Raw genomic sequence first — 15,658 nt, forward strand, 5'->3', positions numbered from 1 at the left:
AGTAATTAATGAAAATTTATCAAATAGATTCAAGCGCTAGAAAAAAAGGCTCAACATCAAGAGCATTAGCAAAAAAACTTTTGGAAAAAATCAAAAAACCAGAGGATGAAGTAATTTATAGAGATTTAGATGATGAAATGCTTTTTGTAAGTGGCTTAACAGAATCTGGAATGAAAATTGATGAGAAGGATCAAACTGCAGAACATAAGAAAATGTTTGAACTTTCTGACAAGCTTGTAAAAGAATTAAAAGAGAGTGATATTATTATAATTTCAGCTCCAATATATAATTACGGACCACCCGCAACTCTTAAAGCTTGGTCAGATTTAGCTGCAAGAATAGGGGAAACCTTTAAATTTAAACCTAATGGTAGAAGAGAAGGGTTATTAAAAAATAAAAAAGCATACCTTGTAATTACTTCTGGCGGAACAAAACTAAATAGCTCAGAAGATTTTTTAACGCCATGGTTAAAATTTATTTTAAATTTTTTTGGAATTGAAAAAGTTGAAGTTATAAGCGCTGATCAAATGGCTTTAGACTATGAAAAATCTATTAGGGATGCAGAAGCTCAAATAGAAAATATTTCTATAGATTAAACTTTCTTTTTAAGTGTCTTAATTTTCCTTCGGTACTATCGTAGTCTATATAGCAACCTTGTAAAAATCTTTCTCCTTCATTAGCATCATAAACTGTTCGCCCATGAAGCAACCTATGATTATCCATCATCATTAAATCTTTTGGAGCAAGTTTAAATTCTATTCTATATTTATCTGAATTGTACATTTCAGACAGTTTTTTTCTTGCTTGATAGTATAAATCTAATTCTTCTTTATCTAAGATTGGAACAAAATCTAATCTTGGACTAAATCTTACTTGTTTAAAATTTTTATACTCATCTAATTCAATTAAAGGACATAAAGATTCTAAAATTACTTCTTTATCAATAAATTTAAATCTTACTTTTACTTCTGTTAAGATTTTATAATAATCAGGATAACTTTTTTTTAAATCTTCAGTAACAGTATATCCATCAACCAGTGTAGAATATCCTCCTGAAACTTTGCTCTCTATGCAATGCAAAAGTTGGATACATGGTACAGGGTTTCGATATGGATTATCTGTGTGCGGTGCAAGAGCTAAAGAAGTATATGCAAGATCATTAGGGTCAGGTTTTGATTTAACATCAAAATATTCTCCAAAGTTTGTTCGTCTAACACTGCCTATTGAGTTTGCAAACTCAACAATATAATTTTTAGTTGTTGGTATATTTTTAATTACAACAAATCCAAACTTATAGAAAGAAACCAGTAAGTCATGCATTTCTTTACTTTCATAAAAATTATCTTGGTATTCAAAATTTTTAATATAACTTAAACTGGAATCCCATTTAGTTTTTTCTATAGATTTTATAACCGTATCTTCTTTTGAGAATTCTAAAGCAATTTTACTAAGATTAAGCTTAGAACTAATTCCATCATTAAAGTTAACTTCTAAAAATTCATCATGAATAGAGGCTTTATTAATGATTATATCATTGCTCAAACTAGTTGGGTCAAAAAGTCTTTGTTGAGTTCCTTTATCAACAAATTCTTCACCATCCACTCTTTCTCTTAACCAAAAAGGATGTATTTCTTTTTTTTCAGTACCATTATTGAAGTAGACTTTATTTTCGTGAAGCTCAATTTTCATAAATAATCATTGAGCATTATTTAAAATTTAACTTTAATCAATATAAATTAAATAGTATGAGTTCTTTGTGAATAATTTTGATACAAAAAAATATCCAGTATTTTCAAGTTTTTTAAACCAGTTAGCAAAAGATCTAACAAAATTTTATTATGCTAAGTTGGATAAGCCATTCAAGATAACCAATAAGATGAAAGGTAAAGGTTACGATCCAGTAACTACATCTGACAAAGCTTTTGAAAAGTTTATAAGGTCTAAAATTTCTAAAAGATTTCCAGATCATCAAATTATAGGTGAGGAGTATGGTCACAAAAATACCAAAAGTGAATTTTCATGGGTAATAGATCCAATTGATGGAACTAGATCATATGTTGTTGGTAATCCTAGTTGGAGTAATTTGATTTCATTAAATTACAATGGAGAGCCAATTCTAGGATTAGCAAATTTTCCTAAAATGAAAAAATATTACTTAAATGTAAATAAAAACACCGCATACGTTTTTGAAAATAATAAAAAAAGAAAACTAAAAGTTAATTCTAAATTAAATTTTGCAAATTCGAAATTAGCTGCAGCTTTTCATAATCAACTAACCTTAAAACAACAATCCAAAATTCAAAAATTTATTAAAAGAATGCAATTTCCATGTTTTGATGCTTTAACATATTGTCAACTAGCTGAAGGTAGATTGGAAATGGTTGCACAGTGTGCAAACAAAATTTGGGACATTCATCCAATAATGCCAATAGTGAGAGCAAGTGGAGCCATAGTAACTACGTGGGGGAATAGAAATCCTGTAGTAGGAGGAAATATTATTGTCTCAAATAATAAAGCAAATCATAAACAAATATTAAAATTATTAAAGCCTTTAGCTGAATGATACCAGAACGAGCGCAATCAATTTTAGATTTCTGGTTTAAAGAAACTCCTTTTGAAATGAGATTTAAGAAGGATGATAAATTTGATCAAAAGATAAAAGAAAAATTTTTAAATGATTATGAGCTTGCTTGTCAAAATGAATATGATGATTGGCAGGATAATCCCATGAGCTGTTTAGCTTTAGTAATTTTGTTTGATCAATTTTCAAGAAATATATTTAGAGATAATAAAAAAGCATTTGCTCAAGATCAAAAAACTAGATTGATAGTAAATGATGCAGTGTATTCTGGATATTTAGAAGCTATGAATGTTGATCAAAGACTTTTTATGCTTTTACCTTTAATTCATAGTGAAGAAATTAGTGATCATGAAATGGCTTATTACTTATTAAATAAATATTTAAGGGAACATGAAGGATACAATAAGATTAAAAAATTTTGGCAAGACCACACCAAAACTATTAGACAATTTCATAGATATCCTCATAGAAATGAAATTTTAGGAAGAGAGTCTACTGAAGAAGAACTAGAATTTTTAAAAGGACCGAACTCTTCCTGGTAAAATGAATTTAGAATTTATTTTTAAAGTCATAGATAAAGAAGAATGGCAAAAAGCTAAGCAATCAGGAACTTATGGTGGATCTGAAAAAGATATTAAAGATGGATATATTCATTTCTCAGAAGAAGATCAGGTCGAGGAAACCTTAAAAAAACATTTTCCAAATAAAGAAAACCTAGTTTTATTGAGAGTAAATGCTTTTAAACTTGAGCACTTACTTTGGGAACAAGCATCAAATGGTGATATGTACCCACATTTATATTCTCCATTAGATATAACTACTGTTGTTAATGAATATGAACTATCTTTAAATGAAGATGGAAGTTATCAACTTCCAGACATTTTAAAAAAATATCAATTTAATCGACCCAAGTAATTAACCATTACAACGCCAATAATAATCAAAGCAATTCCAATTATCCCATAAATATTAGGAACTTGATTAAATTTTAATACAGCAAAAAGAACAACTCCTGTTACTGTCAAACCACTATAAATTGAATAAGCAAATCCTACAGGTATTGCATGCATAGCTTTTGCAATTGAAAACATTGTAATACACATAAACAAAATACATAAAATTGAAGGAGTTAGCTTTGTAAAACCTTCAGAGATTTTAGCAAAACTGTTTGAAGCTATTCCAAAAATTATACCGTTAGCTAAAAACAAATATCCTATAAGAGGCTTCATATTATTTACTTCCTAACAAATTAACCATTAAAACTCCAATGATAATAAATGCTAATCCGATCATGGAGTAAAGATTTGGAACTTGATTATATTTAATTACGCCTACTATAACTGTTGCAATGATTGTTAATCCTGCAAATGAAGCGTAAGTGATACCCATTGGTATATTCTTCATCACTAAGGAAAGGGCATACATGCACAGAACAATTGTAATTGCAGTAATTATACTTGGAAAGAGAAGAGTAAATCCTTCAGCACTTTTAGCAAAACTATTTGAAGTAACTCCTAGGAATACAGCAATACCTAGGAACAAGTATGAAGTAGCGAGACTCATTTAATAATATTAAATGAAATCCCGCTAAATATATATAATTATTTAGGCATTGGAGTAGCGCCAGTTTCTAAACTAACAATTTTTCCATTGTCATATTTATAAACTGCCATTACAGCCTCAACATTTCCATCGTTAAATGTAACAAAAGCATGATGAATTCCAACTTCATCATTCTCGTAAACAATTCTAACTTTATCTTGATTGATATCACCACTCATTGCCCATTTGATAACATCAACTTTTGTTAAAACATTTCCTGATTTATGCATTGTAAATTTAAAATCATCATGCAAAAGCTCATTCATCGCTGCTTCGTCTTTATTTTTTAATGCGGCACTATATTTTTCTAAGATAGACATTTATTCCTTTCTTTTATTCGCCAGGTTTTTTAAAGTTTTTTCCAGCATCTGCAGCTTTGTTAAAAGTTTTATTATAATCAAATACTTCATGAATCATAATATCTTCCATTAAACCTGCATTCATAATCGCAACTTTCATTCCAAGAACACTTTCGTAATCTCCTTCAATAACATTGATTACATCAAATCTTCCTCGAACCCACTCATAACTATGAAACTTTACTCCAACAGTATCACAAATAGCTTTGATTGCTGCTCCTCTATCTGCATTGGGATCGCTCTGCATTCTTAATGCAAGATCACGACTGATCTTTCCTATAATATAAAATTTAGACATTTTTTCTCCTGTTGCTTAATTTAATAATTAAAGTCTAGCAGAGATAATCCAACATGTGGAGTCTCTGTTCTTTTTATACTTTAGCTAACTCGTAAATTTCATAACCATCCATTGCTTCATCAAATACAGGTTTTGAAACTGGGTTTGACCCATCCATAAATGAATGAAGTGCTGCCATATCATGAACTACAATTTTAAACATTACTGTTGATTTATCAGGTGAAACACTAGCTATTGTTTTAGTAACATCAGCTACTTTTTTTCTTTCAGCCATACCCTCATCTGATTGCATAAAGCCCATAAATTTTTCAAAGGCTCCTTCTTTTAGTTTTCCTACCACTAATATATCTTTCATTTTTCTCCTTTTTTAATATTAATATAAAGTTTGAACTACTTTCTTAACTCTATCTTCTCCATTAGGTACTGTTGAGTTTACAAATTCATGACAGGCATTAGTTTTAGCCTCGTCAAATTTAGATCCATAAAACTTATCAACAGCTTTGTTTACTCCTTCATCCCATTGCTTTTCAGGGACTCCAACTTCTAAAGCATAAGCTTTTAAAACTTTAACTGATGCCATAGATTTTTCTTTCATACTATATTCAAATGTTTCACCAATTGGCAAGAAATAGTTAGCCATATAAATACCACTGCATTCCCAAGCTCTATTTTTATCACTATCAGACATATCCGCATATGCAGAGGTCAGAAATAATACACTGAATAAAATCACTATTATTTTTTTCATATATTTTCGTTTCTAAATTTTTTGTTTAGTAAATCCCTGATTTTACCAATTTATCTATTTCCTCTTTTGAATTAGGGATTAATTTATAAACAAAACTATCACATTCCTTTGTGGTATTTTCCTCGTATGGTTTTCCATAACGTTCATCAACAACCTTAATTAATTCTTTATTAAGATTGTCTTCATTTACACCATCTTTAACCAAGTAAGAGCTTAAAAATTTCTTAGCAGCAAAAGAATGTGTAATTTTTTCCAATTCAAGTTCTGCTTGTGGAATCATACTATTTGCATAATAAATTCCTGCACACTCAATTGTCTTCTTTTTGTCGTCTTCACTCATACCTGCATACGAAGAAGTCAAAAATAGAATACTAATTAATGTTAATATTATTTTTTTCATAATTTTCTTTTTTTTATTTTATCGTAACAACAGTTGTTCCAGGAAAAGTGTATCCCACAACGTAACTGAATAGCATTTGTTGAAATTCTTGTATCATTGGCCATTTGCTTCCAAGCTCTTGATGATTTTGAAAACCAGCAGGATTTTCATAATACTCAGTTAAAATAAAATACATATTTCCAGTCATACCTTGTGAAGGATCTGCAGGATTATTCCATTCAGGTCCTTTGATAACTGAATATGAATTTAATTTTTTTTCACCAGTCATTGGATGAGTTTCTTTCATCCATTTATGGTGCGTTTTCAACATTTCTTCAACTTTAGCAACATCACTAGCTGGAACTTTCAAAGTAATAGCAAACGCATTCGCTTTTGCATGGCCGTCAGCGTTAGCAATTGTAGTAAATAAACTAAGCATCAAAACTATTATTATTTTTTTCATTTTATCTTTCTTTTTAATTATTAATTATAAGTAATCGAAGACTGTTACATATTCATGACAAAGTCTCTCGTGTTTATAACGCGCGTCAGTTATGCAATTAAGGAGCACAAAAATTGCTGATTATGTTGTTTTATCTGATGATAAAATTTGATAGGGTTTTAATATGATCGAAAAATTTAATGGAATTTTTTATTTAATTGTATTTTTAGTACATTTTATTGTTTTTGCTGTTTATGCATATCAAACCGTTTTCGCTACAAAGAAATTTTTAGATAAGTTCGGTATTGATGATACTGGTGCTGGAATGACCAGATTTTTTGGTTCTTTGTTTATAGGTGCTGTTGCGATGGCAATATGGGTTGGCTTTATTAGACCTGATGGTCTTCAAGGAACATGGGCATTTTTTAATTTAGTGTTTTTACAAAACCTTTCAGCTTTTATTGTTGGTATATATAATATTAAAATCAATAAGCTCGGTCACACACCACAAACATCTAATGAAGGAATTATTGCACCAGGTATTCTAACTTTGTTAAGTGCAATACTTTGTTACGGATTAGCAGATAAGATTTATATCTAAAACCAACTAGGTATTGGTAGACCTTTTTCTTCTAAGAATTTTTTATTGAACATTTTAGTTGCATATTTATCGCTTCTGTCACAAAGGATTGTAACGATGGTTTTACCAGGTCCTAATTCTTTTCCCATTCTAATAGCTCCAGCAATATTTATTCCACAACTAGTTCCTAAACTTAGACCTTCATTTTGAATTAAATCATAAAGAATAGGTAGAGCTTCATGGTCATCAATCGAGTAGGCGTCATCAATTTTGGCTTCACCAAAGTTTGCTGTAACTCTACTTGAGCCAATTCCTTCTGTTATAGATCCTCCTTCAGATTTTAATTCTCCATTCTTTATATAATTATAAAGAGCAGAACCTTTAGGATCTGAAAGATAAATTTTGATATCTTTATTTTTTTCTTTTAATGCATTACTTACACCCGAAATGGTGCCCCCAGTTCCAGATGAACACACAAAACCATCTACCTTACCATCTGTCTGTTCCCAGATCTCTTGACCTGTTCCCTCGTAATGACCTTTTGCATTTGCAGTATTATCAAATTGATTAGCCCAAATAACTCCATTGTTATTTGAAGGTCTTAATTCATCTGCAAGTCTTGCAGCAACCTTTACAAAGTTATTGTCATCTTTATAAGGCTTTGGTTCAACTAATCTTAACTCAGCACCAAGGTTTCTAAGTAAATCTTTTTTTTCCTGAGTTTGATTGTTGTTCATTACAATAATTGTCTTGTAACCTAAAGAATTTCCTAAAAGACCCAAACCTATTCCAGTGTTACCAGCTGTACCTTCAACAACAGTTCCTCCTTTGGAAATTAATTTTTTTTCTTGTGCGTCTTTAATTAGTGCAAGTGCAGCTCTATCTTTTACTGATCCACCTGGATTTAAAAATTCTGCCTTACCATAAATATTACAACCAGTAATCTCTGATGCAGCTCTAAGTTTAATGAGAGGAGTATTTCCAATCCCAGAAATAAAATCGTTTTGCGTATTATTCATTTTCTGATTTTTTATCACTATCAGGGGTAATTCCGTAAGGTTTAAATTCACTGTCAGCTATTCCAACATTCTTAGCAGGAATTCCAACCATCACTGCATTTTCAGGAACATCTTTTGTAATTACAGCGTTTGCTCCAATTTTTGCACATCGTCCAACAGTTACCGGACCTAGTACTTGTGCTCCCGATCCAATAACCACTTCATCTTTAATTGTTGGATGTCTCTTCATGTTTCTTTGATCATTTGAATTTATACTTGGTGCAATTCCACCTAATGTAACCATATGGTAGATAGTAACATTATCACCAATATCTGAAGTTTCACCAATCACAACTCCCATACCATGATCTATAAATAAATTTTTTCCAATTTTTGCATTAGGATGAATTTCAATTCCAGTTAAGAATCTTGAAAATTGAGAAATGATTCTTGCAACAAGATAAAATTTAGCAGTACTAAAAAAGTTTGCTATTCTATGAAAGAATACTGCTTTGACACCTGGATAGGTTAAAATCAAACTAAGCTTTGATTTTGCTGCAGGATCTCTATCAATTATCGATTGTAAATAATCATTCATTGTATTTTATGCTCACTTGAAATTTTAATGAGTGGCTTATATAGTCATTATATTCTGTTATTAAAGATTAATTATGTACAAAAACACTAATTGTTTTCATTTAGCTATACCTTGTGGTGATCTAGAGGTCGCAAAAAAATTTTACAGCGAAACTTTAGGATGTAGATTGGATAATTCTGCACAAGAGTGGGCTGATGTTGACTTTTGGGGTAATGAATTAACACTTCATAAAAGTGATCATAAATTAGATAATGAAAGACATGATGTGGACATGGGAAATGTGTCTGTACCCCATTTTGGTGTACACTTATCTAGAAAAGATTTTGATGCACTTAAACAAAGATTAAAAGATAGTGGCACTAAATATTATGACGAACCATACTTAAGATTTAAAGGCACTAAGTATGAACAAGAAACATTCTTCGTAAAAGACCCTAACGAAAATATACTAGAGATTAAAACTCTTACATCTAACCCAGAATAGTAAAAATACATCTAATTTTTAGATACTTATTTTCTTTGACACCTTCTCTCAATTCGCGTTAGACTTTATTTATAAATAATTAAGGAGAGATAATGAAAATAATCAAATCTACACTTGTAGCTGGATTAATTTCAATTTTATCAATTTTCTCTGCAAACGCAGAAAAAGTTAAAATTGGAGATCCAGGTTGGACAGGTGCAACTGCAATTGCAAATTTACTTGCTGCAGTAGTTATAGACAAAATGGGTGGTGAAGCAGAATTAGTTCCTGGGAACAATACTGCAATTTATGCAGCAATTGACAGAGGAAAAGGTGAAATCGATGTTCACCCTGATATTTGGTTACCAAACCAAGAAGCTTACACTAATGATTTAGTTCCAAAAGGAACTTTAAAATTAAGCAGCAAACCATATGAAGGAAACCAAGGTTACTGTGTTTCTCAACAGTTTGCTAAAAAAATGAATATTACAGCAATTGAAGACTTAGCTAGACCAGAAGTTGTTAAAGCAATGGACAGTGATGGAAATGGTAAAGGTGAGTTTTGGATTGGTGCTGATGGTTGGGCTTCTGCTAATGTTAACCAAGTTAAATTAAGAGACTATGGTTTATATGATGCTGGTATCGAAGCAGTTAGAGCTGCTGAAGCAGTTAAAAATGCAAGAGTACTAGACTCAATCAAAAAAGGTGAAGGTTATGCATTCTATTGTTACAAACCTCATGCAATTTGGGGAATGGCTGACGTAGTAATGTTAACAGAACCAAAATATGATCCTGCGAAATATAAAATGATTCAACCTAAAGCAGATGCTGACTGGTACAAGAAATCTTATGTTGCATCAAAAGATGCTCTTAAGCAAATTCAAATCGGTTGGGCTACTTCTTTAGAGAGTCAATCACCAGCAATTGTAGAATTCTTTAAGAATTTTCAATTAACAGCTGATGATGTTTCTGCAATGGCTTATGCAGTTTCAGTTGAGAAAAAAGATCCAGCTGATGTAGCAAGAGCTTGGATGGAAGCAAATAAATCAACTGTAGACGGTTGGTTAGGACTATAATCTAAATCAAAATCTATACTCGGCAATTTAAGATTGCCGAGTATATTTTCCTATAATAAAAGACAAAAATGGATTCATCGAGTTCAGCAATACAAATTCAAAATGTTTGGAAAGTATTTGGCAATACTTCTAAAGAAGCATTAGATGCAATCCAAAATAAAAAAATTTCAAAAACAGAAGCCTTAGAAAATTACAACTCAGTTATTGGAGTTTCAGATGTTTCATTTGATGTTAAACAAGGTGAAATATTCTGTGTTATGGGGCTTTCTGGAAGTGGAAAATCTACATTAGTAAGGCATATTAATAGACTTTTAGAACCAACATCAGGCAAAATTTTAATTAATGGTCATGATGTAATGGCCTTAGATAGAGAAAACCTTCAAGAATTAAGAAATAAAAAAATAGGGATGGTTTTCCAAAACTTTGCACTCATGCCTCATAGATCTGTTGTTGATAACATTGCAATGCCGCTTGAGATAAGAGGTGTAAGTAAAAATGATAGATTAGACGCTGCAAATAAAATTTTAGAAATTGTAGAGCTACAAGGTTGGGGTAATAAGTTTGCTCACGAACTATCTGGAGGAATGCAACAAAGGGTAGGTCTTGCAAGAGCACTAGCAGCTGATCCTGAATTTCTTTTGATGGACGAACCTTTTAGCGCATTAGATCCACTGATTAGAAGACAGCTTCAAGCTGAATTCATCAAACTCTCAAAACAAATGAAAAAAACCACAGTATTTATTACTCATGATTTAGATGAAGCAGTAAGAGTAGGGCACAGAATTGCAATTATGAGAGATGGAAAAGTAATCCAAATAGGTACACCTGAAGAAATAGTTGTAAGTCCTGCAGATGAATATGTTGCTGACTTTGTAAAAGGAATTTCAAGACTAAAAGTTGTTCAAGCAAAAACAATTATGCAATCCATTGAGAGTCACGAGAGTGCTAATGGAAAATTAAATGAAAACAGCAACAGTGTTGGAGAGAATGAATTATTAAGCAAGCTCATTGAGTTATCAAAATCTAGCGAAGGACCATTGGTAGTTAAAGATAGTAATCAAAATAATATTGGTGTGTTAACACAATCAGATCTTTTAAAAGCGGTTATAGAAGGTGGAGATGGAGAATAAACAAATTCATAATCCAACCAGATCAGAACTAATTACAGATTTTGTAAAATCTAATCCTGAATATTATATTAAAGAATTTCAAAAAATTGGTAGCAAACCTTCTTTTTCATTTTCATTCAATTTGTATGCTGGAATTTTAGGACCAATATGGTTTGGAATGAGAAATATTTGGAATTGGGCTTTGGCTTTCCTAATAATAGAGACTTTTTCTGTAGTTCAAATAATAAGAGGTTTGTTTGGTAATATTACCAAAGAAGCTGTAGAAAAAATCAAACAAGTTGAATCAACAATAGCTTTTAGAAATAAGCAGTTAGAAGCAGCCATTACAAATAATCCAGATAAAGTTGATGTTTATAAAAGAAATATCAAATCACTAGAAGATGCAATGCAAGGCTATATAGATGAAGTAGCAAGAATTGAAGCATCAGCTATTTGGATTACGATTTTTGGTATTGGATTGTTAATTGCCATTAAAATTGTTCAAGGAATACTAGCTAACTCGATATTAGAAAAAAGATATTCAGAATGGTTATCAGACAAAACCCTAAGACCTGGAATGCAAGTTAAGAATTTTGTATCAAGCGCAATGTTTGCTGCAGTTATTATGTTTTTTTCTGTAGTGCATTATAGTTTTCCTGGTGTAATTTCATTAATGGATGATTTTCCAACTCATCCAGATATCAGGTTAACATCAATAAAATGGGTAGAAACAATCTTTGATTATGCAGTATTGAAAGGAGATGCGTTATTTACAGCAATTACCATAGGTATTAGATCAGTACTAGATTTCTTAGAGTTACTTTTTGTAAAAACTCCCTGGATAGTAATTATTACAACCATTGTAACCTTAACGGGATTAGCGGCAGGACCTAGAGCTGCAATATATTCAGCAGGATTTTTATGTTACATGGGATTTTTAGGTTTCTGGGTTAAAGCAATGACAACATTAGCTCTTTTAGGAACAGCGGCAGTGTTAAGTATTGTAATTGGCATTCCTCTTGGAATTTTTTGTGCAAGGAGACAAAGATTTTATTCAATGATCAGACCAATTATGGATTTCATGCAAACAATGCCTGCTTTCGTTTTCATGATTCCTGTTATAGCATTTTTTGGAACTGGAAAAGTTGCAGCAGTTATAATTACAATGATATTTGGTGGAACACCTGTAGTTAGGCTAACAGTTCTTGGTTTAAGAGGAGTGCCTGAAACAATTAGGGAAGCCGCAATCGCTTATGGCGCATCTAAATGGTACTTGCTTAGAAAAGTAGATTTACCATTAGCAACTCCATCTATATTAGCAGGTGTTAACCAAACAGTTATGTTAAGTTTAGCAATGGTAGTTGTTGCATCATTAATCGGTGCCAAAGGTTTAGGTCAAGATGTATTAGAAGCGCTTCAATACGCAAACGTAGGACAAGGTATTTTAGCAGGTGTAGCAATATTATTTGTAGCTCTTATTCTTGATAGAGTTGTTCAGGGTAGAAAACGAGTTTAAGAAAAATCAATGGAATACGCACTGTTAGGTTTTTTTACTGGCCTAAGTTTAATTTTAGCAATTGGTGCTCAAAACATTTTTGTAATTGAACAAGGTTTAAAAAAACAGCATGTATTTCTAGTTTGTTTTATTTGCTCAGTTTCTGATTTAATATTAATTTTTTTTGGAATTTTTTTATTTCATTTTTTTAATCAATTTTTTAATTCAATAGTTGAATTTATTTTTAACCTTCTTTTAGTGGTTTTTTTAATTCATTTTATTTATTCAAAAATTAAAACTCATTACAAAGAAGTTAATTTTCAAAGTAATGTTATTGCGGTATCAAAGTTAAATATTTTCTTAAAAACATTAGGGTTCACATATTTAAATCCACATGTTTACTCTGATACAGTTTTTATTCTTGGAAATTTTTCTAAGAACTACTTATTAAATCAAAAACTTTCATTTGCGATAGGTGCATCTTTTGCTTCATTTTTGTTTTTCTTTATTTTGGGATATTTATCAAATTATCTTTCCAAGTATGCTAATGACAAAAAAATATGGCAGGTAATAAATATATTCATCATAGCTTTTATGAGTTTTTTAGTTTTGTTTATTTTAAAGGAAATGATAATTAAGCTTTTATGAGTAATATTTTTGTAGATGATAAAGGTGAAGGTTTTCCATTTGTTTTAGTACATGGATATTTAGGCTCATCAGAGATGTGGTGCTTTCAAAAAGATTACTTTTCAAAAAATTTTAGAGTTATTGCTCCTGCACTTCCTGGTTTTGGTGAAAGTCATAATGTGCAATCATTAAATTCTATTAATGCGATGGCAAAAAAAATAATTGAAATACTAGATGAAAAAAAAATCGAAAAATTTAATTTAATTGGACATTCAATGGGTGGAATGATTGTTCAAGAAATAACAAAATTAATTGGTGATAGAGTTAATAAATTAATCTGTTTTGCAACAGGATCTATTGGAGATATCCCCGGTAGATTTGAAACTATGGACGAAACAAGAGAGAAACTTAAGAAAGAGGGTGCTGAAGTATCATTTTCAAGAGTTCCACCTAAATGGTTTGTAAAAGGGGATAAAGATAAAAATTATTTTTTATGTGCTAATGCAGTTAAAAATGTTTCATTAGAAACTGCTGATAACGCTTTACTCGCAATGAAAAATTGGAGAGGTATTGATAATTTGAAAAACATTAAAAATGACACCTTAATTATATGGGGTGATAAAGATATCTCTTACAATTTTGAACAGGTCGACACGTTAAATAAAAATATTAAAAATAGTCGTCTAGAAATATTTAAAAATTGCAGTCACAATGTTCACTTAGAAGAACCAGATAGATTTAATAATCTGGTAAATGATTTTATTTCAGAATAATATTTTTATTTAATTTCTCTAATTTTTTAAAAGCGTTCTTAAACTTTTTATTTAAGTGAAACTTTCCTGGAAAAATTATGCATTTAATTTTTGCTTTAACTGCTGAATTTAAACTTTCTTGAGAATCTTCAATAGCTAAACATTGGTTAGGTTTTAATTTAAGCTTTTTTAATGCAAGAAGGTATATGTCTGGATTTGGTTTTAAATTTTTAACTAATTTTGAATTTCCAATAAAATTGAAGTTTTTTGGACTAATTGATTTTCTTAATGAGAAAAGAATAGAATTAATATTATTTTTTGAGGTAGAAGTTACAAAAGCTAGTTTAATTTTTTCTTTATTACAAAAATTAATTATATTTTTAACACCAGGTCTTAATTTTAAATGATTTTTTTTTAAATAATTATTGAATAGTTTAGTTTTTAAATCTCTTAATTGCTTAGCATTAACTTTAATACCTTTTGTTCTTGCATATTCTGTTATTCTATCTCTACCACCTGATTTGTTTAGAAGTTTGATATATTCTTTTTTAGTCCAATACCAATCCAATCCTTTTTTTTTAAATGCTTCATTAAAGGATTTTCTCTGAATTTCTGATGTTTCAACGAGAGTTCCAATAGAACCGAATAACAAGGCTTTGTAATTTTTCTTCAACCTTTTACAGCTCCAGTAGTTAAACCACTGATAACTTGTCTCTGGAAGAACATGACTAACATAAATAATGGTGCCGTTGCAGAAACTACCGCTGAAACTGCCCACATTAGATTACCCTCATGTTGGTTAGTTCCTAAATAACTTTGTATCTTTGGAACCATTGTATGATTTTCTTGATTAAGTAGTAAAGCTGTTACCGTGAAATCATTATAAGCAAGCATTAAACTAAATAGTCCAGCGGTAATAACTCCAGGCCACATCACTGGCATTATAATATGCCTGAATGCTTGAAAATATGAACATCCATCAATCAACGCACTTTCATCAAGCTCTTTTGGAATTGTTTTAAAGAATGAATAGAGTAACCATAAAGTAAATGGTTGATTAATAGCAACTAAAACAACAATAGTTGTTGGCAGTATTCCCCATATTTGTAATTCAAAAAATGGAAATAGATAACCCGAGACTAGAGTTATATGTGGCATAGCTCTAAAGATTAAAGCTGCCATTAAAATCCAAAATGCGTATTTCGCAGTTGATCTTGAAAGAGCGTACGCTCCCAGAGTTCCCAAAAACAATGAAATACTAACAACAAACACAGTAACAATAATCGTATTTTTGGACGCTTTCCAAAATTCACCCTCAAACCAAGCTTCATGATAAGCATTTGTTGTAAATTTTTCTCCAGTTTCAATCAAGGTATTAAAAGCTGAAACAGCATACCACCAGTCTGACCTTGAGAAAAAATCTGCTCTTACTTTAAATGATCCCCAAAAAGTCCAGATGAATGGAAAGCATGCAACTAATAACCAAGAAATAATAAATATGGTATTAAATGTTTTTAAAGTATTTGATTTTTTATCTAAACCGTAATCCAT

Annotated in this window: 24 protein-coding genes; 11 read left to right on the top strand and 13 right to left on the bottom strand. The window is 30.6% G+C overall.

What is annotated here, in order from left to right; translation table 11 throughout:
• Nucleotides 1-8: 8 nt before the first annotated feature.
• Nucleotides 9-596, top strand: a complete 588-nt coding sequence (locus ACTTAS_RS01295) for an FMN-dependent NADH-azoreductase (RefSeq protein ID WP_262590481.1) — start codon at nt 9-11, stop codon at nt 594-596.
• Here ACTTAS_RS01295 and ACTTAS_RS01300 read toward each other — a convergent pair.
• On the bottom strand, nt 586-1,689 hold the full coding sequence (locus tag ACTTAS_RS01300; RefSeq protein ID WP_440648094.1) for a TauD/TfdA family dioxygenase: 1,104 nt from the start codon (nt 1,687-1,689) through the stop codon (nt 586-588). The genes ACTTAS_RS01295 and ACTTAS_RS01300 overlap by 11 nt on opposite strands.
• Before the next feature lie 67 nt (nt 1,690-1,756).
• Between ACTTAS_RS01300 and ACTTAS_RS01305 the strand changes: the two genes are divergently transcribed.
• From ACTTAS_RS01305 to ACTTAS_RS01315, 3 genes are read left to right on the top strand one after another with little or no spacing between them, the layout of a single operon-like run.
• Nucleotides 1,757-2,563, top strand: coding sequence for an inositol monophosphatase family protein (locus ACTTAS_RS01305; RefSeq protein WP_262590483.1), 807 nt, complete (start codon nt 1,757-1,759; stop codon nt 2,561-2,563).
• Nucleotides 2,560-3,123, top strand: coding sequence for a DUF924 family protein (locus tag ACTTAS_RS01310; protein ID WP_440648090.1), 564 nt, complete (start codon nt 2,560-2,562; stop codon nt 3,121-3,123). The genes ACTTAS_RS01305 and ACTTAS_RS01310 overlap by 4 nt, the downstream gene beginning before the upstream one ends.
• 1 nt (nt 3,124) lies before the next feature.
• On the top strand, nt 3,125-3,496 hold the full coding sequence (locus ACTTAS_RS01315) for a DUF952 domain-containing protein (RefSeq protein ID WP_440648088.1): 372 nt from the start codon (nt 3,125-3,127) through the stop codon (nt 3,494-3,496).
• Here the strand turns inward: ACTTAS_RS01315 and ACTTAS_RS01320 are convergent.
• The 8 genes from ACTTAS_RS01320 to ACTTAS_RS01355 all read right to left on the bottom strand — a co-directional run bounded on the left by ACTTAS_RS01320 (nt 3,475) and on the right by ACTTAS_RS01355 (nt 6,430).
• Complete coding sequence (locus ACTTAS_RS01320) at nt 3,475-3,810, bottom strand: DMT family transporter (protein WP_440648086.1); 336 nt, start codon at nt 3,808-3,810, stop codon at nt 3,475-3,477. The two genes, ACTTAS_RS01315 and ACTTAS_RS01320, sit on opposite strands and share 22 nt — an antisense overlap.
• Before the next feature lies 1 nt (nt 3,811).
• Complete coding sequence (locus ACTTAS_RS01325) at nt 3,812-4,144, bottom strand: DMT family transporter (protein ID WP_262590487.1); 333 nt, start codon at nt 4,142-4,144, stop codon at nt 3,812-3,814.
• Between the two features lie 38 nt (nt 4,145-4,182).
• On the bottom strand, nt 4,183-4,503 hold the full coding sequence (locus ACTTAS_RS01330) for a nuclear transport factor 2 family protein (protein WP_440652294.1): 321 nt from the start codon (nt 4,501-4,503) through the stop codon (nt 4,183-4,185).
• A gap of 13 nt (nt 4,504-4,516) precedes the next feature.
• Entirely contained in the window at nt 4,517-4,840 is a 324-nt protein-coding gene (locus tag ACTTAS_RS01335; RefSeq protein ID WP_075505873.1) for a GYD domain-containing protein, read from the bottom strand.
• 73 nt (nt 4,841-4,913) lie between these two features.
• Nucleotides 4,914-5,195, bottom strand: a complete 282-nt coding sequence (locus ACTTAS_RS01340) for a hypothetical protein (protein WP_440678059.1) — start codon at nt 5,193-5,195, stop codon at nt 4,914-4,916.
• 18 nt (nt 5,196-5,213) lie between these two features.
• Nucleotides 5,214-5,588, bottom strand: a complete 375-nt coding sequence (locus ACTTAS_RS01345) for a hypothetical protein (protein WP_440678060.1) — start codon at nt 5,586-5,588, stop codon at nt 5,214-5,216.
• Between the two features lie 25 nt (nt 5,589-5,613).
• Nucleotides 5,614-5,928 carry a hypothetical protein gene (locus ACTTAS_RS01350; RefSeq protein ID WP_440618243.1) on the bottom strand — a complete coding sequence of 105 codons (315 nt, stop codon included), beginning with the start codon at nt 5,926-5,928 and terminating at the stop codon, nt 5,614-5,616.
• A 73-nt stretch (nt 5,929-6,001) separates the two neighbouring features.
• Nucleotides 6,002-6,430: a hypothetical protein gene (locus ACTTAS_RS01355; RefSeq protein WP_051384226.1), complete on the bottom strand. Its 429-nt coding sequence runs from the start codon at nt 6,428-6,430 to the stop codon at nt 6,002-6,004.
• Between the two features lie 163 nt (nt 6,431-6,593).
• On the opposite strand from ACTTAS_RS01355, the gene ACTTAS_RS01360 reads away from it, so the two are divergent.
• Nucleotides 6,594-7,010: a hypothetical protein gene (locus tag ACTTAS_RS01360; RefSeq protein WP_440614185.1), complete on the top strand. Its 417-nt coding sequence runs from the start codon at nt 6,594-6,596 to the stop codon at nt 7,008-7,010.
• Here ACTTAS_RS01360 and ACTTAS_RS01365 read toward each other — a convergent pair.
• Nucleotides 7,007-8,008: a cysteine synthase A gene (locus ACTTAS_RS01365; protein ID WP_440678061.1), complete on the bottom strand. Its 1,002-nt coding sequence runs from the start codon at nt 8,006-8,008 to the stop codon at nt 7,007-7,009. The two genes, ACTTAS_RS01360 and ACTTAS_RS01365, sit on opposite strands and share 4 nt — an antisense overlap.
• Nucleotides 8,001-8,585: a serine O-acetyltransferase EpsC gene (gene epsC / locus ACTTAS_RS01370; RefSeq protein ID WP_262590495.1), complete on the bottom strand. Its 585-nt coding sequence runs from the start codon at nt 8,583-8,585 to the stop codon at nt 8,001-8,003. The genes ACTTAS_RS01365 and epsC overlap by 8 nt, the downstream gene beginning before the upstream one ends.
• Nucleotides 8,586-8,658: 73 nt before the next feature.
• On the opposite strand from epsC, the gene ACTTAS_RS01375 reads away from it, so the two are divergent.
• From ACTTAS_RS01375 to ACTTAS_RS01400, 6 genes are all read left to right on the top strand, one after another.
• Nucleotides 8,659-9,069 carry a VOC family protein gene (locus tag ACTTAS_RS01375; protein ID WP_145595791.1) on the top strand — a complete coding sequence of 137 codons (411 nt, stop codon included), beginning with the start codon at nt 8,659-8,661 and terminating at the stop codon, nt 9,067-9,069.
• A 92-nt stretch (nt 9,070-9,161) separates the two neighbouring features.
• On the top strand, nt 9,162-10,124 hold the full coding sequence (locus ACTTAS_RS01380) for an ABC transporter substrate-binding protein (protein WP_262590496.1): 963 nt from the start codon (nt 9,162-9,164) through the stop codon (nt 10,122-10,124).
• A gap of 68 nt (nt 10,125-10,192) precedes the next feature.
• Nucleotides 10,193-11,254: a quaternary amine ABC transporter ATP-binding protein gene (locus ACTTAS_RS01385; protein WP_440678062.1), complete on the top strand. Its 1,062-nt coding sequence runs from the start codon at nt 10,193-10,195 to the stop codon at nt 11,252-11,254.
• Nucleotides 11,244-12,749, top strand: coding sequence for an ABC transporter permease (locus tag ACTTAS_RS01390; protein WP_440648075.1), 1,506 nt, complete (start codon nt 11,244-11,246; stop codon nt 12,747-12,749). The genes ACTTAS_RS01385 and ACTTAS_RS01390 overlap by 11 nt, the downstream gene beginning before the upstream one ends.
• 9 nt (nt 12,750-12,758) lie before the next feature.
• On the top strand, nt 12,759-13,376 hold the full coding sequence (locus ACTTAS_RS01395; RefSeq protein ID WP_440648073.1) for a LysE/ArgO family amino acid transporter: 618 nt from the start codon (nt 12,759-12,761) through the stop codon (nt 13,374-13,376).
• Nucleotides 13,373-14,128 carry an alpha/beta fold hydrolase gene (locus ACTTAS_RS01400; RefSeq protein ID WP_440648071.1) on the top strand — a complete coding sequence of 252 codons (756 nt, stop codon included), beginning with the start codon at nt 13,373-13,375 and terminating at the stop codon, nt 14,126-14,128. Before ACTTAS_RS01395 ends, ACTTAS_RS01400 begins: the two co-directional genes overlap by 4 nt.
• On the opposite strand, the gene ACTTAS_RS01405 is transcribed toward ACTTAS_RS01400, so the two are convergent.
• Both ACTTAS_RS01405 and ACTTAS_RS01410 read right to left on the bottom strand, forming a co-directional pair.
• Nucleotides 14,115-14,780: an HAD-IA family hydrolase gene (locus ACTTAS_RS01405; RefSeq protein ID WP_440678063.1), complete on the bottom strand. Its 666-nt coding sequence runs from the start codon at nt 14,778-14,780 to the stop codon at nt 14,115-14,117. The two genes, ACTTAS_RS01400 and ACTTAS_RS01405, sit on opposite strands and share 14 nt — an antisense overlap.
• The gene (locus ACTTAS_RS01410) at nt 14,777-15,658 is read right to left on the bottom strand and encodes a carbohydrate ABC transporter permease (RefSeq protein WP_440678064.1); all 882 of its coding nucleotides are present in this window, start codon (nt 15,656-15,658) and stop codon (nt 14,777-14,779) included. Before ACTTAS_RS01410 ends, ACTTAS_RS01405 begins: the two co-directional genes overlap by 4 nt.

This window comes from Candidatus Pelagibacter sp. HIMB1611 (genome assembly GCF_052047715.1).
In the GTDB taxonomy this organism is placed as follows: domain Bacteria; phylum Pseudomonadota; class Alphaproteobacteria; order Pelagibacterales; family Pelagibacteraceae; genus Pelagibacter.

Coding starts and splice junctions, on each gene's coding strand:
- ACTTAS_RS01385 (WP_440678062.1), top strand. CDS start 10,193: ATGGATTCATCGAGTTCAGCAATACAAATTCAAAATGTTTGGAAAGTA.
- ACTTAS_RS01295 (WP_262590481.1), top strand. CDS start 9: ATGAAAATTTATCAAATAGATTCAAGCGCTAGAAAAAAAGGCTCAACA.
- ACTTAS_RS01340 (WP_440678059.1), bottom strand. CDS start 5,195: ATGAAAGATATATTAGTGGTAGGAAAACTAAAAGAAGGAGCCTTTGAA.
- epsC (WP_262590495.1), bottom strand. CDS start 8,585: ATGAATGATTATTTACAATCGATAATTGATAGAGATCCTGCAGCAAAA.
- ACTTAS_RS01300 (WP_440648094.1), bottom strand. CDS start 1,689: ATGAAAATTGAGCTTCACGAAAATAAAGTCTACTTCAATAATGGTACT.
- ACTTAS_RS01390 (WP_440648075.1), top strand. CDS start 11,244: ATGGAGAATAAACAAATTCATAATCCAACCAGATCAGAACTAATTACA.
- ACTTAS_RS01395 (WP_440648073.1), top strand. CDS start 12,759: ATGGAATACGCACTGTTAGGTTTTTTTACTGGCCTAAGTTTAATTTTA.
- ACTTAS_RS01355 (WP_051384226.1), bottom strand. CDS start 6,430: ATGAAAAAAATAATAATAGTTTTGATGCTTAGTTTATTTACTACAATT.
- ACTTAS_RS01320 (WP_440648086.1), bottom strand. CDS start 3,810: ATGAAGCCTCTTATAGGATATTTGTTTTTAGCTAACGGTATAATTTTT.
- ACTTAS_RS01365 (WP_440678061.1), bottom strand. CDS start 8,008: ATGAATAATACGCAAAACGATTTTATTTCTGGGATTGGAAATACTCCT.
- ACTTAS_RS01400 (WP_440648071.1), top strand. CDS start 13,373: ATGAGTAATATTTTTGTAGATGATAAAGGTGAAGGTTTTCCATTTGTT.
- ACTTAS_RS01315 (WP_440648088.1), top strand. CDS start 3,125: ATGAATTTAGAATTTATTTTTAAAGTCATAGATAAAGAAGAATGGCAA.
- ACTTAS_RS01335 (WP_075505873.1), bottom strand. CDS start 4,840: ATGTCTAAATTTTATATTATAGGAAAGATCAGTCGTGATCTTGCATTA.
- ACTTAS_RS01360 (WP_440614185.1), top strand. CDS start 6,594: ATGATCGAAAAATTTAATGGAATTTTTTATTTAATTGTATTTTTAGTA.
- ACTTAS_RS01350 (WP_440618243.1), bottom strand. CDS start 5,928: ATGAGTGAAGACGACAAAAAGAAGACAATTGAGTGTGCAGGAATTTAT.
- ACTTAS_RS01410 (WP_440678064.1), bottom strand. CDS start 15,658: ATGGATTACGGTTTAGATAAAAAATCAAATACTTTAAAAACATTTAAT.
- ACTTAS_RS01375 (WP_145595791.1), top strand. CDS start 8,659: ATGTACAAAAACACTAATTGTTTTCATTTAGCTATACCTTGTGGTGAT.
- ACTTAS_RS01380 (WP_262590496.1), top strand. CDS start 9,162: ATGAAAATAATCAAATCTACACTTGTAGCTGGATTAATTTCAATTTTA.
- ACTTAS_RS01345 (WP_440678060.1), bottom strand. CDS start 5,588: ATGAAAAAAATAATAGTGATTTTATTCAGTGTATTATTTCTGACCTCT.
- ACTTAS_RS01325 (WP_262590487.1), bottom strand. CDS start 4,144: ATGAGTCTCGCTACTTCATACTTGTTCCTAGGTATTGCTGTATTCCTA.
- ACTTAS_RS01310 (WP_440648090.1), top strand. CDS start 2,560: ATGATACCAGAACGAGCGCAATCAATTTTAGATTTCTGGTTTAAAGAA.
- ACTTAS_RS01330 (WP_440652294.1), bottom strand. CDS start 4,503: ATGTCTATCTTAGAAAAATATAGTGCCGCATTAAAAAATAAAGACGAA.